Origin of the sequence: Halomonas alkalisoli (assembly GCF_021412585.1) — a bacterium.
GTDB classification, from domain to species: Bacteria; Pseudomonadota; Gammaproteobacteria; order Pseudomonadales; family Halomonadaceae; genus Halomonas; species Halomonas alkalisoli.
On sequence record NZ_JAKCMI010000008.1, the window covers coordinates 1 to 26,797 of the forward strand.

Annotated in this window: 25 protein-coding genes; all 25 read right to left on the minus strand. The window is 65.5% G+C overall.

What is annotated here, in order from left to right:
* On the minus strand, positions 1-596 hold a 596-nt coding region (locus LY622_RS00975; protein WP_234289180.1), incomplete at its 3' end, for an electron transfer flavoprotein subunit beta/FixA family protein.
* 20 nt (positions 597-616) lie between these two features.
* Entirely contained in the window at positions 617-1,396 is a 780-nt protein-coding gene (locus LY622_RS00980) for a ferredoxin--NADP reductase (RefSeq protein WP_234289181.1), read from the minus strand.
* 60 nt (positions 1,397-1,456) lie between these two features.
* Complete coding sequence (locus LY622_RS00985) at positions 1,457-2,467, minus strand: YeiH family protein (protein WP_234289182.1); 1,011 nt, start codon at positions 2,465-2,467, stop codon at positions 1,457-1,459.
* Entirely contained in the window at positions 2,467-2,799 is a 333-nt protein-coding gene (locus LY622_RS00990) for a DUF971 domain-containing protein (RefSeq protein ID WP_234289183.1), read from the minus strand. The genes LY622_RS00985 and LY622_RS00990 overlap by 1 nt, the downstream gene beginning before the upstream one ends.
* 45 nt (positions 2,800-2,844) lie before the next feature.
* On the minus strand, positions 2,845-3,021 hold the full coding sequence (locus tag LY622_RS00995; protein ID WP_234289184.1) for a hypothetical protein: 177 nt from the start codon (positions 3,019-3,021) through the stop codon (positions 2,845-2,847).
* Between the two features lie 3 nt (positions 3,022-3,024).
* Positions 3,025-3,348, minus strand: a complete 324-nt coding sequence (gene fdxA / locus LY622_RS01000; protein WP_234289185.1) for a ferredoxin FdxA — start codon at positions 3,346-3,348, stop codon at positions 3,025-3,027.
* A gap of 98 nt (positions 3,349-3,446) precedes the next feature.
* Positions 3,447-4,406 carry a HEAT repeat domain-containing protein gene (locus LY622_RS01005; protein ID WP_234289186.1) on the minus strand — a complete coding sequence of 320 codons (960 nt, stop codon included), beginning with the start codon at positions 4,404-4,406 and terminating at the stop codon, positions 3,447-3,449.
* A 3-nt stretch (positions 4,407-4,409) separates the two neighbouring features.
* The gene (locus tag LY622_RS01010) at positions 4,410-4,643 is read right to left on the minus strand and encodes a 4Fe-4S dicluster domain-containing protein (protein WP_086509551.1); all 234 of its coding nucleotides are present in this window, start codon (positions 4,641-4,643) and stop codon (positions 4,410-4,412) included.
* A gap of 41 nt (positions 4,644-4,684) precedes the next feature.
* A complete protein-coding gene (locus LY622_RS01015) occupies positions 4,685-6,418 on the minus strand; it encodes a fumarate reductase/succinate dehydrogenase flavoprotein subunit (protein WP_234289187.1) in 1,734 nt (577 codons plus the stop codon).
* Entirely contained in the window at positions 6,415-7,173 is a 759-nt protein-coding gene (locus LY622_RS01020; RefSeq protein WP_234289188.1) for a GntR family transcriptional regulator, read from the minus strand. The genes LY622_RS01015 and LY622_RS01020 overlap by 4 nt, the downstream gene beginning before the upstream one ends.
* Positions 7,174-7,237: 64 nt before the next feature.
* Positions 7,238-8,107: an ABC transporter ATP-binding protein gene (locus tag LY622_RS01025; RefSeq protein WP_234289189.1), complete on the minus strand. Its 870-nt coding sequence runs from the start codon at positions 8,105-8,107 to the stop codon at positions 7,238-7,240.
* Positions 8,104-9,027, minus strand: coding sequence for an ABC transporter permease (locus tag LY622_RS01030; protein ID WP_234289190.1), 924 nt, complete (start codon positions 9,025-9,027; stop codon positions 8,104-8,106). The genes LY622_RS01025 and LY622_RS01030 overlap by 4 nt, the downstream gene beginning before the upstream one ends.
* Before the next feature lie 453 nt (positions 9,028-9,480).
* Entirely contained in the window at positions 9,481-10,863 is a 1,383-nt protein-coding gene (locus LY622_RS01035) for an ABC transporter substrate-binding protein (protein ID WP_234289191.1), read from the minus strand.
* A gap of 276 nt (positions 10,864-11,139) precedes the next feature.
* Positions 11,140-13,197 (minus strand): prolyl oligopeptidase family serine peptidase, encoded by a 2,058-nt coding sequence (locus LY622_RS01040; protein ID WP_234289192.1) that lies wholly within the window; start codon positions 13,195-13,197, stop codon positions 11,140-11,142.
* An 85-nt stretch (positions 13,198-13,282) separates the two neighbouring features.
* Positions 13,283-14,269 (minus strand): GTP 3',8-cyclase MoaA, encoded by a 987-nt coding sequence (gene moaA, locus LY622_RS01045; protein WP_234289193.1) that lies wholly within the window; start codon positions 14,267-14,269, stop codon positions 13,283-13,285.
* Positions 14,266-14,721: a putative zinc-binding protein gene (locus LY622_RS01050; protein WP_234289194.1), complete on the minus strand. Its 456-nt coding sequence runs from the start codon at positions 14,719-14,721 to the stop codon at positions 14,266-14,268. Before LY622_RS01050 ends, moaA begins: the two co-directional genes overlap by 4 nt.
* A gap of 44 nt (positions 14,722-14,765) precedes the next feature.
* On the minus strand, positions 14,766-15,509 hold the full coding sequence (locus tag LY622_RS01055; RefSeq protein WP_234289195.1) for a Crp/Fnr family transcriptional regulator: 744 nt from the start codon (positions 15,507-15,509) through the stop codon (positions 14,766-14,768).
* Positions 15,469-16,734 (minus strand): molybdopterin molybdotransferase MoeA, encoded by a 1,266-nt coding sequence (locus LY622_RS01060; RefSeq protein ID WP_234289196.1) that lies wholly within the window; start codon positions 16,732-16,734, stop codon positions 15,469-15,471. Before LY622_RS01060 ends, LY622_RS01055 begins: the two co-directional genes overlap by 41 nt.
* Entirely contained in the window at positions 16,731-17,315 is a 585-nt protein-coding gene (gene moaB, locus LY622_RS01065) for a molybdenum cofactor biosynthesis protein B (RefSeq protein WP_234289197.1), read from the minus strand. The genes LY622_RS01060 and moaB overlap by 4 nt, the downstream gene beginning before the upstream one ends.
* 10 nt (positions 17,316-17,325) lie before the next feature.
* Positions 17,326-18,147: a peptidylprolyl isomerase gene (locus LY622_RS01070; RefSeq protein WP_234289198.1), complete on the minus strand. Its 822-nt coding sequence runs from the start codon at positions 18,145-18,147 to the stop codon at positions 17,326-17,328.
* Between the two features lie 290 nt (positions 18,148-18,437).
* A complete protein-coding gene (gene narI / locus LY622_RS01075; RefSeq protein ID WP_234289199.1) occupies positions 18,438-19,130 on the minus strand; it encodes a respiratory nitrate reductase subunit gamma in 693 nt (230 codons plus the stop codon).
* Positions 19,131-19,143: 13 nt separating this feature from the next.
* Positions 19,144-19,926: a nitrate reductase molybdenum cofactor assembly chaperone gene (gene narJ / locus LY622_RS01080; protein ID WP_234289200.1), complete on the minus strand. Its 783-nt coding sequence runs from the start codon at positions 19,924-19,926 to the stop codon at positions 19,144-19,146.
* Positions 19,919-21,502, minus strand: coding sequence for a nitrate reductase subunit beta (narH, locus tag LY622_RS01085; protein WP_234289201.1), 1,584 nt, complete (start codon positions 21,500-21,502; stop codon positions 19,919-19,921). The genes narJ and narH overlap by 8 nt, the downstream gene beginning before the upstream one ends.
* Positions 21,499-25,263 (minus strand): nitrate reductase subunit alpha, encoded by a 3,765-nt coding sequence (locus LY622_RS01090; protein ID WP_234289202.1) that lies wholly within the window; start codon positions 25,261-25,263, stop codon positions 21,499-21,501. Before LY622_RS01090 ends, narH begins: the two co-directional genes overlap by 4 nt.
* Before the next feature lie 208 nt (positions 25,264-25,471).
* Positions 25,472-26,755, minus strand: a complete 1,284-nt coding sequence (locus LY622_RS01095) for an MFS transporter (RefSeq protein ID WP_234289203.1) — start codon at positions 26,753-26,755, stop codon at positions 25,472-25,474.
* Positions 26,756-26,797 lie beyond the last annotated feature (42 nt).

The following is a 26,797-nucleotide window of genomic DNA, read 5'->3' on the forward strand; positions in this document are numbered from 1 at the left end:
ATGGGCTTCTTCTTGGCCTTCATGATGTCGGGCAGCTTGGCGTAGCGCGGCTCGTTGAGGCGCAGGTCGGTGGTGACGATAGCCGGCAGGGTCAGCTCGACGGTCTGCAGGCCGCCGTCAATCTCACGGGTCACCTGCAGCTTGTCTCCGTCGACCACGACTTCCGAGGCGAAGGTGGCCTGGGGCAGGCCGGCGAGTGCGGCCAGCATCTGGCCGGTCTGGTTGTTATCGGTGTCGATGGCCTGCTTGCCGAGGATCGTGAGACCCGGCTGCTCCTCCTCGACCACCTTGGCCAGCAGCTTGGCCACGGCCAGCGACTCGACGCGCTCATCGGTTTCGACATGAATGGCACGGTCGGCGCCCAACGCCAGGGCGGTACGCAGCTGCTCCTGGGCGGCCTTGGGGCCGATGGTTACTGCCACGACCTCAGTGGCCACGCCATTTCCCTTCAGCCGCACCGCCTCTTCCACGGCGATCTCGCAGAAGGGGTTCATGGCCATCTTGACGTTGGTGAGGTCAACGTCGGAATGATCCGCCTTGACGCGGATCTTGACGTTGTAGTCGATGACGCGTTTGACCGCGACGAGGATCTTCATGGTTCTCTCCTGGCTGTCACTCACTTTTCGACGAAGGCCCGCTCGATCACGTAATCCCCCGGCTCGCCCTGCTGTGGGCTGGCCTCGAAGCCCAGGTCGTCGAGCATGGCGGTAAGGTCGTCGAGCATGCCGGGGCTGCCGCACAGCATCACCCGGTCGCTCTCGCGGTTGAGCTGGGGCAGGCCGATGTCGGCGCACAGCTTGCCGCTCTCGATCAGCGACGTGATGCGTCCCTGGTGGCGGAACGGCTCGCGGGTCACCGTGGGGTAGTAGATCAGCTTGTCGCGGATCGCCTCGCCGAGAAATTCATGCTCGGGAAGCTCCCGTGTGATGTGGTCGTGATAGGCCAGCTCGCTGGCGTAACGCACGCAATGCACCAGCACGACCTTGTCGAAGCGCTCGTAGACCTCCGGGTCCTTGATGATGCTCATGAAGGGCGCCAGGCCAGTGCCCGTGCTGAGCAGGTAGAGATGCTTGGCCGGGGTCAGGTCATGGACCACCAGGGTACCCACCGGCTTGCGGCTCACCATGATCTGGTCGCCCTCCTTGAGGTGCTGCAGGCGCGAGGTGAGCGGGCCGTCGGGCACCTTGATGCTCAGGAACTCGAGGTAGTCGTCGTGGTTGGCGCTGACGATGCTGTAGGCACGCATCAGCGGCTTGCCCGCAACCTCGAGGCCGATCATCACGAAGTGACCGTTCTCGAAGCGCAGCGCCTGGTCGCGGGTGGTGCGGAAGCTGAACAGGGTGTCGTTCCAGTGGTGGACGCTCAGTACGTCGGCGGTTCCGATAGCAGCAGCCATGGGCTTTCCTCCAGTCGTCATGCATCGAAGCGATGCGGGGGTAAAGGCTTGTCGTTGAATTCAGGCCACCGGCAGCAGCGCCAGTAGACCCACTACCGTCAGTGCCAGCCCGGCGCTCAGGGCACAGAGCAGCGACAGCGGGCGCCAACCCTGGCCCAGCAGGTCGCGCACCGAGGTACGCATGCCCAGCGCCGCCATGGTCACCAGCAGGCACCACTGGGAGGCACTGATCATTAGCTCCCTCAGCCCCGGCGTCAGTAGCCCCAGGCTGTTGGCAGCGAACAACGCCACGAAGCCGAGCAGGAACCAGGGGAATTCGCCGGTGCCGCTCTCGCCGCGCCGCAGCAGCACGCCGAGCAGCAGCACCAGCGGGACGAGCAGAGCCACGCGCAGCAGCTTGGTCAGCGTCGCCACGTCGCCGGCGGCATCCGAGACGAGATAGCCCGCCCCCGCCGCCTGGGCCACGTCGTGAATGGTGGCGCCGAGGAACAGGCCGCTGGCGACATCGCCATAGCCGAGCAGCGCGGTCAGTGGCGGCAGGCCAAGCATGGCGGCGGTGCCCAGCGCCGTGACGCACACCACCACGCCGAGCAGGCGGCGCTCCTCGAGGCGCCCGGCGGGCAGCACGGCAGCCACCGCTACCGCCGCCGATACGCCGCAGATCGCCACCGCTGCGCCGGCCACCAGGCTGTGCAACGTCGGCAACCCTAGCCAGCGGCCCAGCCACAGCGCCGCGCCGATGGTCAGCGGTACGCTGGTAAGCACCACCGCCAGCGGCAGCCAGCCGACTTCCTGCAACTGGGCGAGGCCGATGCGAGCCCCGAGCAGGGCGACACCCAGGCGCAGCACACGCCGCGCGCAGAAGCCGATCCCGGGCTGCAGGCGTGCCTCTCCGGCCTGGCCAGAGAAGCCGAAGCCCAGAAGCAGGGCGAGCAGCAGCGCCGGGGCGCCGTAATGCTCGGCCAGGAAACTCCCGGCCAGCGCCAGCACGCCACACAAGGCCACCCCGGGATAGAGGTGCTTGAGCGCGGCCCAGGACGGCGCCAATGCGAGCGGAACGGGGGCGCTCATTACACCGTCTCGCCCAGTTCGCGCAGGTAGGCCCAGGGAAAGACGCCGCGGCTGTGGCCGTCGGAGAAGAACAGCTGCAGGCCGCTGACACCGAAGGGCTTGGCGTCGACCACGGTGATGTCGGCGTCGTACAGCGCCAGGCGGCCGCTGCGCTTGGCATGCAGGCAGCTGGAGCAGGCACAGGCGGCCCGCAGCGCCAGGCAGGAGAGCCTGTCCGTGCGGCCATCCGGCCAGCGGATCTCCACCTCCCGCGTGCGACGGTTCAGGTGAAGGCCGTCGGGCGGGGCGATGGTGTGACGAGAATCTTCCGGTGAGTTGGCAATGGCAGTCATGGCGACCTCCTGGTGTCAGATCCGTGAGACTTATATCCGTGAAACTTATATTCGTGAAACAAGGGGCAGCCGGTCGCGCAGGCACAGCATCGGCACCTCCGCGAGCGGGGCGGGAACGGTCACGTCGACCATCGGCCGGGCGCTGTCATTGACGCTGGCGCCCAGCACGACGACCAGCAGCGCGAAACGTACGCGGCAACTCGTCATGACAAGTTGGCGCATGCCTCAACGCTCCAGGTACTGCAGCTTCTCCCCCCGATCGACCCAGACGTCGGCCTCCCCCAGCGGCAGGCGGGTCTCACGGATCACCGGCCACACCTGGGCGAGTTCGGCGTTGATCTCGAGGAAGTGCGCCTGATCTGGCGGCAGTTGGTCGTCGGCATAGATCGCATCCGCCGGACACTCCGGCACGCACAGGGAGCAGTCGATGCACTCCACCGGGTCGATGACGAGGAAGTTGGGCCCTTCGTGGAAGCAGTCCACCGGGCATACCTCGACGCAGTCGGTGTATTTGCAGCGGATGCAGTTTTCTGTGACGACGTAAGTCATGGTCTTATCTCCTCAAGCACGCAGCGGGGTCCGGCCAGGCAGCGTGCCACCTGGCCATCATGCGAAGCGTTTCATGCCAATTCCGGGCGAAAGCTGGTTCAGGCAGCGTTGTCGAGCTGCGACTGCGCCCAGCGCGCCAGCTTGCGCACGTCCGGATCCGGATCGTCGAGAGCCAGCTCGATGAACGGGCGGCACTCCGGCTCGGCGATGGCGCCGAGCGCGCCGATGGCCGCCTTGCGCAAATTGCTCATGGGGTCCCGGGCGCACTCACCCAGCGCCGGTACGGCTGCCACTACGCGCAGCTTGCCCATGGCCTCGGCGGCTTTCTCACGCACCTGCCAGGTAGCGTCGCGGCTGGCAACGATCAGCGACTCGAGCCCGGCCTGGTAGTCGAGCTTGCCGATGCCGATGGCAGCCTCGCAGCGCACCTGCCAGTGCGGATCGCCAAGGATCGTCACCAGCGGTGGCCCCACCCGCTCACGCGCCGCATAGACCAGGGAGCCGGCCGCGGCGCGGCGCACCTCGGGGTCGGCATCGCACTTGGCGCGGTCGATCAGTGCCGGCAGGTTTTCCTCGGCCTTGAGCCAGCCGAGCACGCCCACCGCCTCGCGGCGAACGCGGGCATCCTCATCGCTCAGGCGCTGCAGCGCCGGGGTCTGGGCTGCCACAACGCGCAGCGGCTTGAGCGCCCGCAGGATGCCGGCCACCACGAAGGGATCGTCGCTGCGCTCCAGTGCGGCGAGCAGCGGCGGTGCGACGTTGGGGTCCTTGAGGTCGGCCAGGGCGTGGGCGGCGGCGTTGCGCACCACCTCGTCGCCATCGCTCAATGCCGCCAGCAGCGAGTCGGCGATATCTTCGGCATCGAACTCATCGACCACCTTGGCCGCTTCCTGGCGCACCGCGGCGTCATCGTCCTTGAGTGCCTGGATCAACAGCTCGGCGGCCTCGGGCTCGCCCGAATCGACCAGCGCCAGCACCGCGACGCGGCGAATGCCGGGGTCCGGGTCGGTGAGCTTGTCGGCGATGTCCTGCAGCTCGGGATCGTCGTAGCGTTTCATGGCTCACCTCAGCAGATAGGGGATTTCGACCTTGACGGCATCGGTCGGACAGTCGGCCTCGCAGGGCATGCAGTACCAGCATTCGTCGTAGCGCATATGCGCCTTGCCGGTGGCCGGATTGATCCACAGCACGTCGAGCGGGCAGACGTCGATGCACACGGTGCAGCCCTTGTCGGCGATGCACTTGTCCTCGTCGACGATCACCGGGACGCTGGTGCGTTGCGTTGCAGTCGGCATGGTTTCCTCTCCTCGAATTCGGTTGTTCGCGCCTTGGGGTCTCAGGCGTTGGCGGCCTTCTGCACACGCAGCTTCTGGTAGGCGTCCTTCTCCTCGCCGAGCTCGACGATGTAGGGCGCCACCGGGCGCTTGCCGTGGGCCATGTTGCCGTTCTCGTCCTTGTACAGACGGGTATGGCAGAACCAGTCGGCATCGTTCTGCTCCGGGCAGTCGACGCGATAGTGGTAGAGCCCCCAGCGCGACTCGGTGCGATAGAGCGAGGCGCGGGCGGCCATCTCGGCGCAGTCGATGATCGAGTGCACTTCCAGCGCACGCAGCAGCTCGTGGGGGTCGGTGGCCTGCAGGAGGTGCAGGTCATCACGCACGGCGAGAATGCGCTGCAGGCCAATCTCCATCTTCTTGGTCACCTTGGGCGGCTGCAGGTAGTCGTTGACCAGGCGGCGCACCTTGTACTCCATCTGCGACGGAGGGATGCCATCGGCCACCTTGAGCGGCGCCTGGATGCGTTCGAGCTCCGCGGCGATGAAAGCCTCGTCGAGGGCCGGCAGGTCGCGCTCCTTGGCGAAGGCAGCCGCACTCTCACCGCAGATCTGGCCGTAGACGAAGGCGCCGAGCATGTAGGCATGGGCCACCGAGGCCATGTCGCCAGCCCCGAAAAGGCCCGGCACGGTAGTGGCTCCGGTCTCGTCGACCCACACGCCCGAAGCGGAGTGTCCCGAGCAAAAGCCGACCTCGGAGATGTGCATCTCCACCATGTTCTGGCGGTAGTTGGTCTCACGGCCGTCGTGAAAACGACCGCGCGAGGGCCGCTCATTGGTGTGCAGGACGGTCTCGATCTCCTGGATCGTTTCCTCGGCCAGGTGATCGAGCTTGAGGAACACCGGGCCATTGCCACCCTCCAGCTCCTTGAAGAACTCCAGCATCATCTGGCCCGACCAGTAGTCGCACTCGATGAAACGCTCGCCCTGGGAATTGGCGGTGAAACCGCCGAGCGGGCCTGTCACGTAGGCACAGGCCGGGCCGTTGTAGTCCTTGAGCAGCGGATTGATCTGGAAGCACTCGAGGTTCGCCAGGTCCGCTCCGACGTGATAGGCCATGGCGTGGCCATCGCCGTTGTTGGCGGGGTTCTCGTAGGTACCGAACAGGTAGCCCGAGGTCGGCAGGCCGATGCGTCCGGCGGCCCCGGTGGCCATGATCACCGCCTTGGCGCGGATGATGATCGGCTCCGCGGTGCGGGTATTGACGCCGACCATTCCGGCGATGCGGCCATCGGCGTCCTTGAGCAGGCGGGTGGCCTGGTAGCGGTTCTCTATCTGCACCCGGTTGCGACGCAGGCGACGGTAGAGGATCTTCTTGACGTTGTGGCCCTCCGGCATCGGCAGCACGTAGGTGCCGAGGTGGTGGACCTTCTTCATGTCGTAGTCGCCGGTCTCATCCTTCTGGAAGTGCACCCCCCAGGAGTCGAGCTTCTCGATCATCGGGAAGGAGCGCTGGGCATAGGCCATCAGTGCCGGCTGGTGGACGATACCGTCGTTGGCGATAGTGATCTCCTTGACGTACTGCTCAGGCGTCGAATGGCCGGGGACGATGGCGTTGTTGAGCCCGTCCATGCCCATGGAGATGGCGCCGCTGCGCTTGACGTTGGCCTTCTCCAGCAGCATGACCTTGAGGCTCGGGTCCTGCTCCTTGGCGGTGACGGCCGCCATGGGGCCGGCGGTTCCGCCGCCAATGACCAGCACGTCGGTGTCGATGACGGGAATGTTGCTTACGTTCATGATTCCTCCGATTTCCGATCCACTCGGAATTGGTATTTGAAGGCGTCCCCGCGAAAGCAGAGGTACTCGAAGTCGACCGGCCGACCGGCCCGGTCATAGGTCAGCCGCTCGACGCGCAGAACGGGCTCACCCATCCTGAGGTAGAGATGCTGCTGGGTTTCCTCGTCGCAGAGGGTGGAGTCGATGGCGATATCCGCCGCGCCCAAGAGAATGGCAAAACGGTTCTCCAACATCGGGAAGATGTCGCCGGAGAGATCCTGACCGAACAGCCGCCGGCCGATGTCCATGGGGAAGTAGCTGCTCTCCAGCGAGACCGGCTCGCGGTTGAGGTAGCGCACCCGCTTCACCTCCACCACGGCGTCCCCGGAGCGCAGCCCGAGTGCGGCGGCCACCGCCTTGCCCGGCTTGCACTCCTGGATCGACAGCAGCCGAGCGGTGGCTTCATAGCCTTGCGCCGCCATCGCCTCGCCGAAGCCCTGCAGGCGCTGCACGTTCTGCACTGCCTTGGGCTTGCTGACGAAGGTGCCCTTGCCCTGGGCAGAAAACACCAGCCCCTCGTTGTGCAGGTCGCGCAGGGCCTGGCGAATGGTGATGCGGCTCACGCCAAAGCTCTTCATCAGCGCGTTTTCCGACGGCAGCCGCTCATGGGGCGAGTAGCCGCCCTCGAGGATGTTGCGACGCAGGGTGTCGCGGATCTGCACGTAGAGCGGCTGTGGCGAGTCGCCCGGTTGTAGCTTGAGTTCCTGGCTCTTCATGGTCGTTGCCTCTTGTCATGACATGTCATGTCGTGTGAACGACAAGGGCATGCCGAACTCCGGTTTAGCTCGCCTGGTTCTGCTGCTCGAAGGCGCGCAGCGTCTGCTCGCGGATCAATGCCAAACACTCGCGCTTGACCACCATGAACGCTGCCGTGGTCAGCAGTTCCTGAGTACGCGGGCGCGGCAACCGCACGGGTATGTCGGCGATGATTCGCCCCGGGCTCGCGCTCATGACCACGATGCGGTCGGAGAGGAACACCGCTTCGTCGATGTCATGGGTGACGAACAGCACCGTGTTCTTGAACTCGCTCCAGATCTCGAGCAGGTTCTCCTGCATCATGCTGCGGGTCTGGGCATCCAGCGCCCCGAAGGGTTCATCCATCAGCAGAACGCTGGGATAGTTGGCCAGTGCCCGGGCGATCCCCACACGCTGCTGCATGCCACCGGAGAGCGTGGAGGGATAGGCGTTGGCATAGCGCGACAGCCCTACCAGTGAGAGAAAGGTGCTCGCCACGCTGTCGGCCTCCCGCGAACTCACACCCGCCATCAGCGGGCCGAAGGCGACGTTCTGTTTCACCGTCTTCCACGGAAACAGCGAATGCTGCTGAAAGACCATGCCGCGGTCGGGCCCTGGCTTGGCAACCGCCTGACCATCGAGCAACACTTCGCCCCGGGCCGGTTTGACGAAGCCGGCCACGCTGTTCATCAGGGTCGACTTGCCGCAGCCGGAGGGGCCCAGCAGCGAGACGAACTCGCCCGGCTGGATTTCGAGGCTGGCGTCTTCCACCGCGAGGTGGGGGCCATTGGTGGTGGCAAAGACGATATCCATGTCGCGCACGCTGATCCTGCCCTTCCCCCCCACCGTGCGCGGACGGTAGCTGTGAGGGTGCTCGACGACAGCGGCGCGGTTGAGTCGGGTCGTGGTCATCATGACTTGGCCCCCTCGGTCTGCCAGCGCAGCAGCGGCGAACATGCCTTGCGGACCAGCAGGGTGCACAGCGAACCCAGCCCGCCGATGACCAGCATGCCAATGATGATCTTGGGGTATTCGACCAGGGTGTAGGCCGACCAGGTGAAGTAGCCGATGCCGTACTGGCCGCTGATGATCTCGCCAGCCAATAGTGAGAACCATGCCACGCCCATGCCGATGGCGAGCCCCGCGACAATGCTCGGCAGCGCGCCGGGAAGCACCACGTGCCAGAGAATGGCGGCGTTGCTCGCCCCCAGGCTACGGGCTGCGCGGACCAGCATCTTGGGGGTCTGGTCGACACCGTGCACGGTGTTGATCACGATGGGGAACAGCGCGCCGAGAAAGGTGATGAAGACGATGCTCGACTGTTCGCTGGGCATCATCAGGATCGCCAGCGGAATCCAGGCCACCGCCGGGATCGGCCTCAGGATCTCGATGTAGGGCAGGATGACGTCCTCGGCGAAGCGCGAGCGCCCCATCATTACCCCCAGTACCACACCGATCACCACGGCAAGACCGTACGCCATGGCGATACGCTGCATGCTATGGAGAATATGAACGTAGAACTCCTGGCTCGAAGCCTGGGCCAGGAACTCTGCCCCCACTATCAGCGGCCCCGGCACGTTCTCGAAGCGCACGAAGAAGTCGAAGCCGTAGGTCGAGGCGAGATGCCAGCCGAGGGCCGCCACCAACAGCGCGCCGATACGCACCAGGTAGCGATCCCAGTTCGTGGGCAGGTAACTCCGGGATTCACCGAGCTGCGTGCCGGCAGGCGTCGCTGTAACAGGGCTGGCCTCGATCGAGGGTCGCTCGGAAGATTCCAGCGGGCCAGACAATACAGCCTCTGAGAGTGGTGGGTGGGGCTTAGGGTTCAAGCTCATGGGGTCACCTTTCGTCACGGGAGCGTGTCAACGCTACGCTGTGGGTAGTGAATCCGGCTCTTATTCTGTGGCCGTTGCCGGGAGTGAAGCTTGTACTAACAAGTCATGTCATCTACCCAGTAAGTTGCATCAGCCGTGCCAATATCCCCCAAAGCCTTTCCAAGGATTTAATCCAAAAGGAATTTTTACTTTACCGCCATATTGGAAACGAACTCTTGGCGGATTCATCAGCGCGCCCGCATGGTGCATATCGTCATTGAGTGGCGCCAGCTTGAAGCGATCTTCGCCTCATGAAGACGAAGAACTTATAACAAGTAGTACAAGTCGCTCCGAAAAATCGATAGCCGACTTGAAGATCCAAGGCAGGAATCGGAAAATGAAAAAGAAAAAAACGGGGCACGGTAGAAACCGTGCCCCTGGAACTCATAAACCAGATATCTGAAGGTCTTTGAGTCAATTCGTCATGGCAAGAGCTTCCTCACCGGAAGCGGACAAGGCAATCATCCTGCCGCCATTATCGGCCATATATGCTTCAGAATCGGCACGCTTCATGAATGCCACGACTTCGCCATCGGGCGTTTCAGAAAGAAAGGCTGCCTTGCCGAACATCTTGATCCCGCTGTGATGATCATAGACATAGGTGGCATATACTTCCTGGCCTTCGCCACTGGCGTCACGAAAAGCCGTTACCATATCAGCGATGCTGTCATACTCGACGACCCCATCATCGGCGAACCATATCTGTGCAGGCTTGAGCTCGGGATTGCCGGCAACAGGTGTGACCATGCGCTCAAGATCGGCGGCATAATCCAATCCAGACGCCTCATAGGCACGGCGTATGTAACTGTCATCGACCCAGGCGTCGAAGTTGAGGTCGGGAATATCGCGCTCGTCCTGCAGCAAAGCATGGTCGTACTGCAACGCATCGACCCACTCCGACTTGATGGTGGCATCCATGGTGCTGATACCGCCGTCGCTGAGGTAGAGATAGAGCACCTCCTTGGCCACACCGGTCCACTCGCTAAGCTGGACTGCGGCGCGCATCGGATCCTCCTCGATCCACTGCTGTGCCTCCAACGTAGCTTCCAGCACGGCGTCGACCACCTCGGGATAACGGTCGGCGAAGTCCTTGCGCACCACGATGCCATGGAACGTCGGCACGCCCGCCTCGCTACCGTCGAAGATCTTGCGCCCGGTGCCGCGGAACTCCATCACCTCCGACCAGGGCCCGAAGTCGGCATGCGCATCGATGCGGTTGCCGGCAATGTTGGCCACGCCCACCGGCGGACTCTGGTCAACGATGGCGATCTCACCGTCCAACCCCGCGTCGCGCAGTGCCTTGAGCGTCATGCCCCAAGCAGCGCTGCCCACCGGCGTGGAGATGCGCTTGCCGGCCAGCTCCTCCAGTGAGTAGACGTCGGAGGCCACCGGCACCACGATGCCGTTGCCGGTCCCCTGCCGGTTATAGCCGGTCACGGCGATGAAGCGGGTCTCGTTGCGCCCGGTGGCCTGGAAACTGGCCCCGTTGACGATCAGCGGATAGTCGCCCATCACGCCGAACTCCAGGTTGCCGGCCATCATCTGATTGGTGATGGGTGGGCCCGAATCATAGTCGCGAAAGATGCTCTCGTATTCGGCGTCGGCGTAGTCGCCATCCGTTGGTAGATATTTCTCGATAAGGCCAAGCTTCTCCAGCACGATACCGCCCGCCACGGTATTGGTAACCATGCTTTGGTGGCCAATGCCGATGGAAATTCGCTCCGCCAGGGCGTGGCCACTGGCAAGGAGCAGTGAGCCCAATAAACAGCCGCCAACAAGTCGGTTCCAGTTCTTCATGTCCAGGCACCTCCGATCAGGGTGGGTTGTACTTGTACTATCCGGTCATTACCTTCACCCTTTGATCTGCAGAGCGCGTGCCATCCTGCACGGCTTTGCACTTATCTGCATGATTCGAATAAGGGAAACATTGCCCTGCACCAGGTTAAACGCTTATGCAACAACCCCCATGTTGCGCACTATGCGTGCGCAACATGGGAGTTTCGGCATCATCATGGCGCAACCAATTGAGCGCCGAATAAGACAACTAGAACAAATGGATTCAAGGCTAAGAGTTCAGCCTTCATCCATCAATTGCTGCCCGAGAAAGCTGAATGCCAGCGCCTGCATGTGGGCGCGCTGACGGTTGTCCGCCGCACCGCCGTGGCCGCCCTCGATATTCTCGTAATAGAGCACTTGGTGCCCCTGCTCGTGCATGCGCGCCATCATCTTGCGTGCGTGGCCCGGGTGGACGCGGTCGTCGCGGGTGCTGGTCATCAGCAATAGCGGCGGGTAGTCGGCCGCGGGGTCGAGGTTGTGGTAGGGCGAGACATCGCGCAGGAAGGCATCCCAGTCGTCGCCGTCGGGGTCGCCGTACTCCGCCATCCACGAGGCGCCGGCCAGCAGCAAGTGATAGCGGCGCATGTCGAGCAGCGGCACCTGGCATACCACGGCGCCCAGCAGCTGCGGGTAGCGTGTCAGCATGTTACCCACCAGCAGGCCGCCGTTGGAGCCACCCTGGATGCCCATCCGCTGCGGCGAGGTGACGCCGCGCTCGATCAGATCTTCTGCCACGGCAGCGAAATCCTCGAAGGCCTTGTGGCGCTTCTCGCGCAGCGCCGCCTGGTGCCAGCGCGGGCCGTACTCGCCGCCGCCGCGGATGTTGGCCACCACGTAGACGCCGCCCCGGCTGAGCCAGGCGCGCCCCACGCCGGGGCTGTAGCCGGGCAGCAGCGGCACCTCGAAACCGCCGTAGCCGTAGAGCAGGGTCGGATGATCGCCGCTCGGCTCGAGATCACGCCGCGCCACCTGGAAATAGGGCACCGGCGTGCCGTCCTGGCTGGTGACGAAGTGCTGGGTCACCTCGAGGCCCTCGGCATCGAACAGCGCCGGGGCCTGCTTGAGGACTTCCAGTGACTCGCCGACCCGGCCGTGCAGCAGCGTGGTCGGGGTCAGGTAGTCGCTGACGATGAGAAAGACATCGTCGCTCTCCTCGTCGTCTACCGCGCTCACGCTGACGCTACCCAGCGCCGGCGCGCCCGCCAGCGGCTCGGGCTGCCACCGCCCCGCTTCCGGCGTCATGACGTAGAGCCGATGCTTGACGTCGTCGAGCACGTTGAGGATCAGGTGATGACGGGTCCAGGTGGCGTCCGAGAGCGAGGTGCGCTCGGTGGGGGTGAACAGCACGCGAAAGTCGCGCTCGCCTGCCATGAAGGCGTCGAAGTCGGCGATCAGCAGGGCGCCGGCGGGATGGGTGATGTCGTCGAGCGCCCAAGGCTCGCGGAGCTCCACCAGCAGCCACTCCCGATGCACCTGCTTGTGGGCCGAGTTGGGCACCTCGATGCGGCGCAGGGTGTCGTCGGCCTCGCGCAGGTAGAGCTCGTTGTCGTAGAAGGCCCGGGCGCGGCTGACGAAGTCGCGCTCGAAGCCCGGCGTGGAATCGTGGGCGGCACCCACCGCCATGTCGTCGGGCTCGGCCTCGAAGATCGTCTCGGCCTCGGCCAGCGGCGTGCCGCGCCGCCACTGCTTGACGATGCGCGGGTAGCCGGAGCGGGTCATCGAGCCTTCGCCGAAGTCGGTCTGGACGTAGACCGTGTCGCGGTCGATCCAGCCCAGGCTGCCCTTGGCCTCGGGGCGATAAAAGCCATTCTGGACCCAGCATTTTTCCACCAGGTCGAACTCGCGGCTGACATCGGCGTCGGCGCCGCCGCGGGAGAGCGATACCAGGCAGTAGCGCCAGGGTTCGTCGGGCGAGGTGGGGCGCAGACAGTGGGCACCGTGCCACACCCAGTTCTCGCCCTCCTCGGCGTTGAGCGCGTCGAGGTCGATCAGCACCTCCCACTCGGGTCGCGCCTTGCGGTACTCCTCGGGGGTGGTGCGCCGCCACAGCCCGCGGGGGTGGTCGCGGTCCTGCCAGAAGTTGTAGAAGTGCTCGCCACGCTTGACCACGAAGGGGATGCGGTCGTCGGCCTCGAGGATCGCCTGAAGGTCGGCGCGCAGCTCAGCGAAGCCGGGCGAATCGGCGAGCCTTGCCTGGCTATCGGTGTTGCGCTGCTCGACCCAGGCCAGGGGGCGCTCGCCCTCGACTTCCTCGAGCCACAGGTGGGGGTCATGCTCGTCGTGCGGGTCGGCCATGGGAGTCTCCTGGTGGGCGATCATTGCCCACCAAGCTAGCCCGCCACGGCCGCAGGCTCAATGGCTTGCGATCGGGTTCAGCGCTTTACCCTCCCGTCATGTTCATGAAGCGAACCACCTGCACTTCGCCGTCGGTGGTGAAGTGGTGCCGCTCGGGCTTTTTTTGCATGGCGGCGACGATGGCGGCCTTGAGCCGTTCGAGGTCGCCGGGGTGGCGGCGCATCACCGCGCGCAGGTCCACCGAGTGCTCGTTGCCCAGGCACAGCAGCAGGCGGCCCTCGGCGGTGACTCGCACGCGGTTGCAGGCAGCGCAGAAGTTATGGCTGTGAGGTGAGATGAAGCCGATGCGCGAGTCGCTGTCGGCCATGCGGAAGTAGCGCGACGGCCCCAGGGTGTTCTCGGTGGTGGGCACCAGGGCATGGCGCGACTCGATACGCGCACGCACCTCGTCGCTGGAACAGAAGGTCTCGGCACGGTCGTGGCCGATGCTCTGGCCCAGGGGCATCTCCTCGATGAAACTGATATCCACGCCTTCGGCACGGGCAAACGCGACCAGGTCGAGCACTTCGTCGTCGTTGCGCCCCTTGAGGATCACGGCGTTGAGCTTGATGCGTTCGAAACCGGCATCGCGGACGGCACGAATGCCATCGATGACCTTGTCCAGGCTGCCGGTGCGGGTCAGTTCACGGAAGCGGTCGGAATCCAGGGTGTCGAGGCTGATATTGAGACGCTTCAGGCCGCCTTGCCGCAGGGCCGGGGCGTGTTTGACCAGGCCGGCACCGTTGGTGGTCATGGCGAAGTCACGCAGACCCTCGAGGGCACCGATCTCGGCCACCAGCCCTGCCAGGCCGCGACGCACCAGCGGTTCGCCGCCGGTCAGGCGGATCTTCTCCACGCCGAGCTCGACGAAGGCCCTGGACAAGGTGGCCATCTCTTCCAGGGTCAGCACCTGGGCGCGAGGCAGGAAGGTCATGTCCTCGGCCATGCAGTAGACGCAGCGGAAGTCGCAGCGGTCGGTGACCGACAGGCGAACGTAGCGAACGGTGCGACCGAAGCCGTCAGTCAGGCTCATGGGTTTTCCTCGGCTATTGCCCCGGCTCTTGTCTCGGCTCTTGTCTCGGCTCTTGCCTCGACATGGGCCGCGGCATCCATCGGCAGCCGGGCGATCAGCTCGCCGACCTGCTCGGCCACTTCGACGACGGTTTCGTCGTCGAAGCTCTGGCCGCGGCGCTTGCGAAAGCCCTGCTCGTAGAGCTTGACGTGTTGGGTGGCGACTACGCCCGCCCTGTCCAGGCAGTGGGTAACACAGTGCATCTGACAGCCGTCGATGGCGACGATGGGGCGCCCGGAGCGGGCGGTCTTCACCAGGCCGGGCACGCCGCCGCCCACGCCGGCGATGCAGGACATCTCCGCCACCCCGGTGTGGTCGAGCGCCAGGGCGACGTCGTTGGCCAGCTGCGCCACGTCGGAGCAGCCGGAACAGGAGTAGACCAGGGTGCGAGGTTTTCTAGCGGTTCGGGACATGGTTCCCCCCCCTCATTGCAACACGCCGCCCCGCGCCGGCGACGTCAGTCGTCGGCCAGCATGGCGTCGCGCAGCTTCTGCTCGTCGAGCACCACCAGGCGCTGGCGGTCGATGCTGATGACATCGCCATCGCGCAGCTTGGCCAGCAGCCGCGAGAGGGTCTCCGGCGTCATGGCGAGCTGGGCGGCGAGCCAGCGCTTGGGAATGGAGAGACGCACCACCCGCGGCGACCTCGAGCGACCGGCGGGCAGCTGGCGCAGGATATAGCTGACCAGCCGCGACATGGCATCGGCCTGGGTCAACAGGGCCAGGTCCTCGAGGCGCTCGGTGAGTTCCAGGGCCAGACGGCTCATGAATTCGGCGCGGCAGGCGGGCTGGCGATCCATGATGTCGCGACAGCGCTGGGCCGGTATGGCCAGCACATGGGTGCGACGCAGCGCTTCCGCCGAGTAGAGATAGACGCCGGCACTGGAGACCATGCTCAGCTCGCCCAGTGTGCCGCCGCGCTCCACGCAGCGGATGGTAGCCAGGCGGCCGTCGCCGGCGGAACGCGCCAGGCGCACGGCGCCATTGATGACGATATAGAGCCAGTGGGCCGGGGCATCCTGCCGAAACAGCCATTCACGGGTCTTCAACGCGTGGAGCTCAGAGTCCTCCAGCAGCGAGGTCACTTCGTCTTCGTCGAGCTCACCCAGCCAGGGCACACCATTCACCAGCTCGCGAAGCTGCTTGGGCTTGAACAGCAGGTCAGTCGACGAACTGTCCGGCAGGCAGATAGGGGTATTCATGACCTTCCTCCACGTCGGTATCGGCGGCCATCATCAGATAGCCGTGTGCCTGGCTGGCTGCGCGCAGCATGTGCGACCCCTGCCCGCCTGCAAGAAAGGCTACCGGAAGGCCACCTTGCCAGTCGAGCACTACCCGCAGCAGCTCACGCCGGCCCTGGTTGCCGCACCGCGAGAAGCCGGCACGAACATTGAATTGCTGCAATGGCCCGATGGTGCGCCCCTGGCGCCCCTGGACGAAGGGCCTGGCCAGGAGCTGCCACCCCACCAGGGAGGCCACCGGATTTCCCGGCAGCGCGATGAGCGGCACCCCTGCCGGCGACCCATCGTCCAGGAAGCCGAAGGCGAAGGGCTTGCCCGGCTTGATCGCCACGCCGTGGAACAGCAGCCCGCCCAGCGCCTCGAGCACCGGGCGAACATGATCCTCCTCCCCCACCGACACGCCGCCGGTGCAGATCACCAGGTCGGCGCTGTCGCGACTTACCACGAAGGCCTCGTGCAGCGCCTCTGCCGTATCGCCGATGATGCCCAGGTCGAGCACCTCGCAGCCCTGCTGCTCGAGCAACGCTTGAAGCATCACCCGATTGCTGTTGTAGACCTGCCCCGCCAGGCAAGGCTCGCCGGGCTCGATCAGCTCGTCGCCGGTGGAAATCAGCGCCACCGTCAGGCGCGGCAGTACCGGCACCTCGGCTATGCCTTGACTCGCCAGCATGGCCAGGGCCGCTGGGTTCAGGGTTGCGCCCGACGGCAGCAGCGCATCGCCGGCACGGTACTCCTCGCCCCGGCGGCGAATGTTGGCCCCCGGTTTCGCCTCGCCGCTGATATGCATGCGGCCCTCGCCATCCAGCGTGACCCGCTCCTGGGGAATCACGCAGTCTGCACCTTCCGGCACCGGCGCACCGGTAAAGATACGCGCGCAACCCCCTTCGGGCAGGGCCGAGACCGCGGCCCCCGCCGGCACCCGCAGGACGACGGGCAGGCCCCGCTCGCCGAGTTCCGCCAGGCCCCGTTCACCGAGTTCCGCCAGGCACAGGGCATAGCCGTCCATCGCGCTGTTGTCGATGCTCGGCATGTCCAGGCGGGCGGCCAGATCGCGCGACAGCACCCTGCCGACGGCCTGGTCGAGCGCCACGAACGCTTCGCCGCGGATCGGCTCGGCGGCGGCGATCATTCGCGCCCTGGCGACCTCCAGGTCGAGCAGGCCCTTGGCAAGAGTGGCACAGCTCATACACGCGCTCCTTGACCATGGTCAGGCACTTTCGGTAACGCCCGAGAGCCACACGCCTGCTGCTCGGGCATGACCATGGCGACGAAATTGCACGGCCGGGTGCGCGCATCGAGCTGGCTTTCGAGAATGCCGTCCCAGGCGGTGGCACAGGCCTTGGGCGAGCCGGGCATGGCGAAGATCAGCGTGCGGTTGGCCACGCCACCCACCGCCCGCGACTGGACGGTCGAGGTACCGATGCTCTCGAAGGAGAGCTGGCGGAACAGCTCGCCGTAGCCATCCACCGAGCGGTCGAAGAGCGGCGTCAGCGCTTCCGGCGTGGTATCCCGAGTGGTGAATCCCGTGCCCCCGTTGACCAGGATCACCTGGATATCCTCGCGTACCACCCACTTCGAGACGACCGCGCGGATGCGGTAGATATCGTCGGGAACGATGCGCCGCTCCACCAGCGCATGGCCCGCCTCGGACAAGCGCTCGCTGAGCAGGTCGCCGCTGCCGTCGCGGTCGAAGCCACGGGTATCGGAGACGGTCAGCACGGCGATGCCGAGCGGTGCGAAGGGGGTATCGGCGTGAACATGGGCCATGGAATCTCTCCTATTGCATCAGGCTGCCGGCGGCATCATCGTCAAGGGTGATCCCCTCGACGCCCACCTCGGCTTCCAGCGCCAGCAGGTAGTGGCGCAGGGCGCGTCGCGTGGCCTGCTCGCGCAGGTTGTGGCGCACACGGTCGACGACCTGCTCGAAGGGCAGCGGCTGACCCTCGGCACGCTGATCGATCAGGACCACATGCCAGCCATAGCGCGAGGCCAGCGGCCGCTCGTGGAGCCCTTCGGGGAGGTGCTGCAGGGCACGGTCCAGTTCACCAACGGTCTGTCCCGGCGCCAGCCAGCCCAGCTCGCCGCCCTCCTCTTTCGACGGACACGCCGAGTTGCGCATGGCGAACTCGGTGAAGCGCTCGGGAATGGTCTCCAGCTCCGCGATCAGCGACTCGCCCAGGCGGTACTGGGCGTCGCGGGCCGGCGCATCGTCCGGCGCCGCCGCCAGCAGGATGTGGCGAACCGCCAGCCGGGTCGGTTCGCTGAAGCGCTCCGGCGCGGCATCGAAAAAGCGCCGGCAGTCGGCCTCCGACGGTTCCGGCACCTCCAGCTCCTGCTCCAGCAGGCTGGCGATGGCGGCATCGTTGTCACCTTCCTCGGCCTCGTCGGCCGCCACCAGGCCCAGCACGGCGGCGCGCTGGAGCAGCAGCTCGCGTACCACCAGGGCCCGGGCGGCCTGAAGCTGCGCCTCGCCGGCATTGGCCGCGGGGTGGTACTGCATCTCCCGGGCGATGCTCTCCTCGTCGATGGCCTTGCCGCCCACCCTGATGGGCGGCGGTGTGACGCGGCCCGGCAGCTGTTCGATCTCGATCATTTGCATGTCATTCACCTCAATAATCTTGCCGGAGCAGAGCCGGGGACCAGGTTTACGAGGAGGCGCTGTGAATCCTTCCCTGGACGCTACTTTTTCCATCCCTGGAAAAAGACCTCCTCGTCCACCTGTCCCCGGCCCGCTCGGTGGTGCCATTATTCGCGAAGCTGAGCGAGCGATGGTCAGCCCGTTCGGAGCAGTGCTCCTCACCCATGGCGAAGGACCTCCTCTTCGGCCTGCCTCCGGCGCCCCTCACGGGAGACTTCGAGATTGCGAAGCCGAGCGCAGCCAGCTTGTGCTCAACCCCGGCGGCGGACCAGCTGGTAGCGCCGCGTCACATAGCCGAACGGCACGCTCCAGACATGCACCAGTCGCGAGAACGGGAACAGCAGGATGATGGTCAGGCCGACGAAGATGTGCAGCTTGTAGATCCAGGAGACCTCTTCCATGTAGTAGGCAGCGCCGCCGCCGAAGAAGACGATCGCCTGGGCCCAGCTGGCCAGGGTGACCATCATCTCGCCGTCCATGTGGCCCAGGGAGAAGAGGATGGTGACCATTCCCAGCGCCGCCTGGAACACGATCAGGCCGAGGATGGCGGTATCCATGGTGCTCGATGAGGCCCGAACCCGGCCGTTGGTGAGGCGGCGATGCAGCAGCATGGCGCCGCCCACCACGCACATGGCACCGGCGATGCCGCCCACCACGATGGCGAGAAGCTGCTTGGTGCCGGGGTCCAGGAACCGGTCGTACATCCAGTGCGGCGTCAGCATGCCGAACAGGTGGCCGAAGAAGATCACGATGATGCCGACATGGAACAGGTTGCTGGCCAGGCGCATGTTCTTCGACGACAGCATCTGGCTGGAACCGGTCTTCCAGGTGAACTGGCCATGGTCGTAGCGCATCAGGCTGCCGATCAGGAAGACGGTGCCGACGAGGTACGGGTAGTAGCCGTAGATCAGGTGATTGAGATAGGTGGAAATGGCGTCAAACATGACAGTTCTCCTGTTAACGACCGCTCACGCGAGGCGCATCCGCCCCGGGTGACATGATCCGTACCGGCTGGCTCTGGGTCTCGCGCTTGCGCTCGGCCAGACGACGCCCCTCGGCGGACTGCAGCGCGCAGTCCTCATCGGACTTGGCGGAAAAGCGCACCGCCTCCTCTTCCCACACCGCATCCAGCGCCTCGGGGGTGTCATCACGGCTCTCCCCCACCACGGTCTCACGCTGGGCTTCCACCTCCTGCTCGGCGCCGATCATCGCCAGCAGGGCGCGCATCACCAGGGCGTGGTCGGCGCCACGCTCCTCCAGGCGGGCCGCCAGCAGCGCCAGGATATGGCGGATCTCGCCCAGCCAGCGGCCGATCTCGGCCTCGCTGCGGGTGGAGAGGTACTCGAGGAACAGCGGCAGGTAGTCCGGCAGCTCCCGGGCATCCAGCTCGAAGCCGGCTACCTGGTACTCGTTCATCAGGTCGACCATGGCCTGGCCACGGTCGCGGGATTCGCCGTGGACATGCTCGAACAGCAGCAGCGAGTGGGCGCGCCCCTTGTCGAACAGCGCCACGTACTCGGACTGGAGCTCCAGCAGGTCGCCCTCACTGATGCGCTGGCACCAGCTCATCAGGCTGCTGCGAAGCGCCCCACCCAGGCGACGCTCGGCATCGATGACTTCGATCAGCTCCCCCGCGGCGCCCTGGAGCGCCTCGGTGGGATAGTCCAGCAGGCGGGCCAGCACGCGCAGGCTGCGCATGCCAAGCTCGGCCTGGGGTAACTGGAGTGCGGCATCAGCCATGTTGCTTCTCCTTGGCCTTGGCAGGCGTCTTCCCGGCCGTGGCCTTGGGATCGAAGACGTCCACCGGCTTGACCAGCGGGGTGGTCTGGGAACGACCGTTGAACAGGCTCGGCTTGCTCTCGCCGTGGCAGCCGTCGCCGAAGCTGAAGCCGCAGCCGCCGCGCTCGGGGAAGGCTTCGGTGGCCATCTCGCGATGGCTGGTGGGGATCACGAAGCGATCCTCGTAGTTGGCGATGGCGAGGTAGCGATACATCTCCTCCACCTGCGCCTCGGAGAGGCCCACGGCGTCGAGCACCTCGGTGTCGTGCTTGCCTTCCACGTGGCGGTTGCGCATGAAGACGCGCATGGCCATCAGCCGCTTGAGCGCCAGTACCACGGGCTCTTCCTCACCGGCGGTGAGCATGTTGGCGAGATACCGCACCGGGATGCGCAGCGACTCGATCTTGGGCAGCACGCCGTCGTACTCGATCTGGCCGGCCTCGGCGGCGGACTGGATCGGCGACAGGGGCGGCACGTACCAGACCATCGGCAGGGTGCGGTATTCCGGGTGCAGCGGCAGCGCCAGCCCCCAGTCCATGGCCATCTTGTAGACCGGCGACGCCTGGGCGGCCTTGATCACGTTGTCGGTGATGCCGTCCTTTTTTGCCTGGGCGATCACTTCCGGATCGTTGGGGTCCAGGAAGATCTCGCGCTGGCGGTGGTAGAGGTCGCGCTCGTCCGGCGAGCTCGCCACTTCCTCGATGCGGTCGGCGTCATAGAGCAGCACGCCGAGGTAGCGGATGCGGCCCACGCAGGTCTCGGAGCAGATGGTCGGCATGCCCGCCTCGATGCGCGGGTAGCAGAAGATGCACTTCTCGGACTTGCCGGTCTTCCAGTTGTAGTAGATCTTCTTGTACGGGCAGCCGGAGATGCACATCCGCCAGCCGCGGCACTTGTCCTGGTCGATCAGGACGATGCCGTCCTCTTCCCGCTTGTAGATCGCGCCACTGGGGCACGAGGCCACGCAGGTCGGATTGAGGCAGTGCTCGCACAGGCGCGGCAGGTACATCATGAAGGTGTTTTCGAACTGGCCGTAGATGTCGGCCTGGATCTTCTCGAAGTTGGAGTCGAGGCGCCGCTTGGCGAACTCGGTGCCGAGGATCTCCTCCCAGTTGGGACCCCATTCGATCTTCTTCATGCGCTCGCCGGAGACCAGCGAGCGCGGACGCGCTACCGGCTGGTGATCGGCCTGCTTGGCGGTATGCAGGTGCTCGTAGTCGAAGTCGAACGGCTCGTAGTAGTCGTCGAGCTCGGGCAGGTCGGGGTTGGCGAAGATGTTCGCCAGCACCCGCCACTTGCCGCCGATGCGGGGCTCGATCTTGCCATCGGCACGACGCAGCCAGCCACCCTTCCACTTCTTCTGGTTCTCCCACTCCTTCGGATAACCGATGCCGGGCTTGGTCTCGACGTTGTTGAACCAGGCGTATTCCATGCCTTCACGGCTGGTCCAGACGTTCTTGCAGGTGATCGAGCAGGTGTGACAGCCGATGCACTTGTCGAGGTTGAGGACCATGCCTACCTGGGAACGAATCTTCATTTCACGGCCTCCTGAACGCTGTCGTTGCCTTCGCCGTCGAGCCAGTCGATTCTCTTCATCTTGCGTATCAGGACGAATTCATCGCGGTTGGAGCCAACGGTTCCGTAGTAGTTGAAGCTGTAAGAGAGCTGGGCGTAGCCGCCGATCATGTGGGTCGGCTTGGGGCAGACCCGGGTCACGGAATTGTGCATGCCGCCGCGGGTCTTGGTGACCTCGGAGCCCGGCACGTTCACGTTGCGCTCCTGGGCGTGGTACATCATCACCATGCCGGCCTTGACCCGCTGGCTGACGATGGCCCGCGCGGTGATGGCGCCGTTGGCGTTGTAGAGCTCGATCCAGTCGTTGTCCTCGATGCCGATCTCCTGGGCATCGGTCTCCGACATCCACACCACCGGGCCGCCGCGGTTCAGCGTCAGCATCAGCAGGTTGTCGCTGTAGGTGGAGTGGATGCCCCACTTCTGGTGCGGGGTGATCCAGTTCAGCGCCTTGGTCGGATAGCCGTTGTCCTCGGGCAGGTCGAACCCGGTAACCGTCTTGGTGTTGATCGGCGGACGGTAGACCAGCAGGCTCTCGCCGAAGGCGCGCATCCAGGGGTGATCCTGGTAGAACTGCTGGCGGCCGCTGACGGTGCGCCACGGAATCATCTCGTGGACGTTGGTGTAGCCGGCGTTGTAGGAGACGTGCTCGTCCTCCAGGCCGGACCAGGTCGGGCTCGAGATGATCTTGCGCGGCTGGGCGACCACGTCGCGGAAGCGGATCTTCTCTTCCTGCTTGGGCCTCGCCAGGTGGGTGTGGTCGCGGCCGGTGATCTTGGACAGTGCGTCCCAGGCCTTGACCGCCACCTGGCCGTTGGTCTCCGGCGCCAGGGTCAGAATCATCTCGGCGGCATCGATGGCCGTCTCGATCAGCGGGCGTCCCTTGTGCGGTCCGTCCAGCTTGCAGTGGTTGAGCTTGCCGAGCAGCTCGACCTCGCTATCGGTGTTCCAGGCGATACCCTTGCCGCCATTGCCGATGCTCTCCAGCAGCGGCCCCACAGAGGTGAAGCGCTCGTAGGTCTCGGGATAGTTGCGCTTGACCTCGATCAGCGCCGGCATGGTCTTGCCGGGGATCATCTCGCACTCGCCCTTCTTCCAGTCCCTTACCTCGACCTGGGCCAGCTCGGCGGGGGAGTCGTGCTGGTGCGGCAGGGTGACCAGGTCGGTCTCCTCGCCCAGGTGTCCCACGCAGACCTTGGAGAAGGCCTTGGCGATGCCCTTGTAGATGTCCCAGTCGCTGCGCGACTCCCACGCCGGGTCGGTGGCCGCGGTCAGCGGGTGGATGAAGGGGTGCATGTCCGAGGTATTGAGGTCGTCCTTCTCGTACCAGGTGGCCGTGGGCAGCACGATGTCCGAGTAGAGGCAGGTGGAGGACATGCGGAAGTCCAGCGTGACCACCAGGTCGAGCTTGCCTTCCGGCGCCTCGTCGTGCCACTTCACTTCCTGCGGCTTCTGGCCGCCGAAGTCGCCCAGGTCCTTGCCCTGGATGCCGTGGCGGGTGCCCAGCAGGTACTTGAGCATGTACTCGTGGCCCTTGCCCGAGCTGCCCAGCAGGTTGGAGCGCCAGATGAACATGTTGCGCGGGAAGTTCTGGGCGTTGTCCGGATCCTCGGCGGCAAACGCCAGCTCACCGCTCTTGAGCTGCTGTACGGCGTAGTCCTTGGTGGACATGCCGGCGGCTTCCGCGGCCTTGGCCAGGCGCAGCGGGTTGGTACCGAGCTGCGGCGCGGAGGGCAGCCAGCCCATGCGCTCGGAACGCACGTTGAAGTCGATCAGGCTGCCGGGGTAGTCCTCGGCCTTGGCCAGCGGCGACAGGATCTCCTTGATCTCGAGCTTCTCGTAGCGCCACTGGGAAGAGTGGTTGTAGAAGAAGGAGGTGGAGTTCATGTGACGCGGCGGGCGCTGCCAGTCGAGGCCGAAGGCCAGCGGGGTCCAGCCGGTCTGCGGGCGCAGCTTCTCCTGGCCGACGTAGTGGGCCCAGCCGCCGCCGCTCTGGCCGATACAACCGCACATGACCAGCATGTTGATCAGGCCGCGGTAGTTCATGTCCATGTGGTACCAGTGGTTCATCGCCGCACCGACGATGATCATGGAACGACCCTGGGTCTTGTTGGCGTTGTCGGCGAACTCACGGGCGATGCGGGCGACCTGCTCGGCGGGCACGCCGGTGATCTTCTCCTGCCAGGCCGGGGTGTAGGGGCGGACCTGGTCATAGGAAGTGGCGCCGTCGTCCTCGCCCTCTTTTCCGAAGCCGCGGTCGATGCCGTAGTTGGCGCACATCAGGTCGAAGACGGTGACGGCGAGAATTTCAGTGCCGTCGGCCTTCTTCAGGCGCTTGGCGGGCAGGCTGTGGAACAGCAGCTCGTTGCCGGCCACGTGGTCGAAGTGTTCGTGGATGATACCGCCGAAGTAGGGGAAGGCGACCCGGGCCACGTCGTCATGGTGCTCGGCCAGAGTCAGCAGCGGCTTGATCTCGGTGCCTTCGGCATCGAGCGACTCGAGGTTCCACTTGCCCACTTCATCGCCGGTCTCGCCCCAGCGGAAGCCGATGGAACCGCGCGGCACCACCAGCTGGTCGCGGGTCTCGTCCCAGGCCACGGTCTTCCACTCGGGGTTGTTGTCCTGGCCCATGTTGGCGTCGAAGTCGCTCGCGCGCATCTGGCGGCCAGGCGCGTAGCTGCCGTCCTCGCGCGCTTCCAGCTCGACCAGGAAGGGCATGTCGGAGTACTTGCGCACGTACTCGGTGAAGTAGGCGCTGGGGTTGTCGAGGTGGAACTCCTTGAGGATCACGTGGCCCATGGCCATGCCCAGGGCGGCGTCGGTGCCCTGCTTGACCGACAGCCATTCGTCGGTGAGCTTGGAGACCTCGGCGTAGTCCGGGGTGATGGAGACGGTCTTGGTGCCCTTGTAGCGCACTTCGGTGAAGAAGTGGGCGTCCGGGGTACGGGTCTGGGGCACGTTGGAGCCCCAGGCGATGATGTAGCCGGAGTTGTACCAGTCGGCGGACTCGGGCACGTCGGTCTGCTCGCCCCAGGTCTGGGGGCTGGCCGGCGGCAGGTCGCAGTACCAGTCGTAGAAGCTCATGCAGACGCCGCCGATCAGCGACAGGTAGCGGCTGCCCGCGGCGTAGCTGACCATCGACATGGCGGGAATCGGCGAGAAGCCGATGATGCGGTCCGGGCCGTACTGCTTGGCGGTGTAGACGTTGGAGGCGGCGATCAGCTCGTTGAGCTCGTCCCAGTTGGCCCGCACGAAGCCGCCCATGCCGCGGGCACGCTTGTACAGCTTGGTCTTGGCCGGGTCCTCGACGATGGAGGCCCAGGCGTCGACCGGATCCGGCTTCTCCTTGAGGGCGTCGCGCCACAGCTTGAGCAGCGGCTTGCGGACCAGCGGGTACTTGAGGCGGTTGGCGCTGTACATGTACCAGGAGTAGCTGGCGCCACGCGGGCAGCCCCGCGGCTCGTGGTTGGGCAGGTCCGGGCGGGTGCGCGGGTAATCGGTCTGCTGGGTCTCCCAGGTGACCAGGCCGTTCTTGACGTAGATCTTCCAGCTGCAGGAGCCGGTGCAGTTCACGCCATGGGTGCTGCGCACGACCTTGTCATGCTGCCAGCGCTGACGGTAGCCGTCCTCCCAGCCCCGGGACTCGTCGCGGGCCTCGCCATGCTCGTTGGCGAAGGGCTCGCGCGCCTTGCGGAAGAAATTCAGCCGATCTAAGAAGTGACTCATGGTCGTCTCCAGGCTCCTTGAAGTGATACGTGGCCCCCGGGCCACCTCGTCTGCCGTGCCGCGCTGTGTGTGTCACAGACCGCCCGACAGGCAAGTTCATGGAGAGGATTCTGGAGGAACGACAAGCGGATTACTGCCCGGTTACCTCCATATACACCCCAACTACCCACAAGGTGATAGGTGCCCGAAAGAAAGGGGATAAGGCCCGTCAGGAAGGGGCGCCGGCGCGGGAAGCGGGGTCCCAGAGCATGACCAGCATGCACAGCGCCAGCGCGGCGTAGAGGAACATGAAGCCGGCGGTGCGCAGGCCGATCCACTCGTTGCCGAACACGAACATCAGCGGCAGCAGCGCGGCGAAGAGCCCACCCAGGGCCAGCGCCAGGCCACCGGCCCGCGACATGTCATCGCCGTGGTCGCGGTGCAGCAGGCACATCAGGCTGCCCTTGCCGATGCCCATGGCCAACCCCATCACCGCCAGCAGGCCGATGAATCCCCACAGGGGCATGGAGAAGCGCAGGGCCAGGTCGCCGTGCACGCCATGGATCTGCATGGTGAAATCGGGGTAGGAGAGCAGGAACAGGCAGGCCATCACGCAGGCGCTGACCCACCAGCGCAGATCGCGGAAGTCGCGCCGGTCGGCCAGGGCACCTCCCACGATCTGCCCCAGGCCACCCGGCAGGGTGAACAGCAGCGCCCAGAGTGCCGCGCTCTTCAGCGGCAGCTGGTACTGGGCCGCCAGGTAGGCGGGCAGCCATAGCGCCAGCGCCACGAAGGCGCCGTAGAAGAAGCTGTAGTAGAGGGCCAGGCGACAGACGGCCGGCGCGGGCAAGCCATCGCGCCAACGCCCCGCAGTCGGTGGTGGCGCCTCGTCGAGGACATCTGCATCGGGCAGCTCGGCGTGCGTCTCGTCCTCGGCGAACAGCCACAGCAGCCCCGCCACCAGCAGTATCGGCAGCAGGAAGAGCTTGGGCGCCATGGGCCAGCCGTAGGCCTGGCTGATCAGCGGCAACAGGAAATAGGTGAGCCCGGCACCCAGCATGCCGGCGCCGTAGAGCCCCAGCGCCAGGCCGGCGTGACGGCGTGGGCAGAGGGCGGAAACGTAGACCAGGCCCGCCGCCAATGAGCCGGCACCCAAACCGAGCCCGGCCCCCGCCAGCAGGAAGTCGCCGTACTCCCGGGAGTGGGCGATACCCCACAGGAAGGGGCAGATCAGCAGCAGACAGCCGATCATCACCCGTCGGCCGCCGACGCGATCCGCCAGGACCGCCAGGGGCAGGGCCGACAGTGCGCCGGTAAGCATCGGCATGGCCAGCAGCACGGCGAACTGCACCTCGCCGAAATTCAGCGCACTCTTCAACTCGACGCCCAGCACGGCGAAGATGGTCCAGCTGGCGAACACCAGCGCAAAGGCAAGGGGCGACAGCAGCACGACCACCAGCGAACGATAGTCGCCCTGCAGGCCCATCGCGGGGGCTTTTCCGGCAGGCATCATGAACGGTGGGTCCGAGGGAGTGGTCCAACGAATTCTCGGCAC

Coding starts and splice junctions, on each gene's coding strand:
- LY622_RS01020 (WP_234289188.1), bottom strand. CDS start 7,173: ATGAAGAGCCAGGAACTCAAGCTACAACCGGGCGACTCGCCACAGCCG.
- LY622_RS00985 (WP_234289182.1), bottom strand. CDS start 2,467: ATGAGCGCCCCCGTTCCGCTCGCATTGGCGCCGTCCTGGGCCGCGCTC.
- moaB (WP_234289197.1), bottom strand. CDS start 17,315: ATGGCCCATGTTCACGCCGATACCCCCTTCGCACCGCTCGGCATCGCC.
- LY622_RS01015 (WP_234289187.1), bottom strand. CDS start 6,418: ATGAACGTAAGCAACATTCCCGTCATCGACACCGACGTGCTGGTCATT.
- LY622_RS01095 (WP_234289203.1), bottom strand. CDS start 26,755: ATGATGCCTGCCGGAAAAGCCCCCGCGATGGGCCTGCAGGGCGACTAT.
- LY622_RS00995 (WP_234289184.1), bottom strand. CDS start 3,021: ATGCGCCAACTTGTCATGACGAGTTGCCGCGTACGTTTCGCGCTGCTG.
- LY622_RS00980 (WP_234289181.1), bottom strand. CDS start 1,396: ATGGCTGCTGCTATCGGAACCGCCGACGTACTGAGCGTCCACCACTGG.
- narJ (WP_234289200.1), bottom strand. CDS start 19,926: ATGGCTGATGCCGCACTCCAGTTACCCCAGGCCGAGCTTGGCATGCGC.
- LY622_RS01055 (WP_234289195.1), bottom strand. CDS start 15,509: ATGAATACCCCTATCTGCCTGCCGGACAGTTCGTCGACTGACCTGCTG.
- fdxA (WP_234289185.1), bottom strand. CDS start 3,348: ATGACTTACGTCGTCACAGAAAACTGCATCCGCTGCAAATACACCGAC.
- LY622_RS01060 (WP_234289196.1), bottom strand. CDS start 16,734: ATGAGCTGTGCCACTCTTGCCAAGGGCCTGCTCGACCTGGAGGTCGCC.
- LY622_RS01030 (WP_234289190.1), bottom strand. CDS start 9,027: ATGAGCTTGAACCCTAAGCCCCACCCACCACTCTCAGAGGCTGTATTG.
- LY622_RS01010 (WP_086509551.1), bottom strand. CDS start 4,643: ATGCCGACTGCAACGCAACGCACCAGCGTCCCGGTGATCGTCGACGAG.
- LY622_RS01005 (WP_234289186.1), bottom strand. CDS start 4,406: ATGAAACGCTACGACGATCCCGAGCTGCAGGACATCGCCGACAAGCTC.
- narI (WP_234289199.1), bottom strand. CDS start 19,130: ATGTTTGACGCCATTTCCACCTATCTCAATCACCTGATCTACGGCTAC.
- LY622_RS01035 (WP_234289191.1), bottom strand. CDS start 10,863: ATGAAGAACTGGAACCGACTTGTTGGCGGCTGTTTATTGGGCTCACTG.
- LY622_RS01025 (WP_234289189.1), bottom strand. CDS start 8,107: ATGATGACCACGACCCGACTCAACCGCGCCGCTGTCGTCGAGCACCCT.
- LY622_RS01070 (WP_234289198.1), bottom strand. CDS start 18,147: ATGCAAATGATCGAGATCGAACAGCTGCCGGGCCGCGTCACACCGCCG.
- LY622_RS01050 (WP_234289194.1), bottom strand. CDS start 14,721: ATGTCCCGAACCGCTAGAAAACCTCGCACCCTGGTCTACTCCTGTTCC.
- narH (WP_234289201.1), bottom strand. CDS start 21,502: ATGAAGATTCGTTCCCAGGTAGGCATGGTCCTCAACCTCGACAAGTGC.
- LY622_RS01040 (WP_234289192.1), bottom strand. CDS start 13,197: ATGGCCGACCCGCACGACGAGCATGACCCCCACCTGTGGCTCGAGGAA.
- LY622_RS00990 (WP_234289183.1), bottom strand. CDS start 2,799: ATGACTGCCATTGCCAACTCACCGGAAGATTCTCGTCACACCATCGCC.
- moaA (WP_234289193.1), bottom strand. CDS start 14,269: ATGAGCCTGACTGACGGCTTCGGTCGCACCGTTCGCTACGTTCGCCTG.
- LY622_RS01090 (WP_234289202.1), bottom strand. CDS start 25,263: ATGAGTCACTTCTTAGATCGGCTGAATTTCTTCCGCAAGGCGCGCGAG.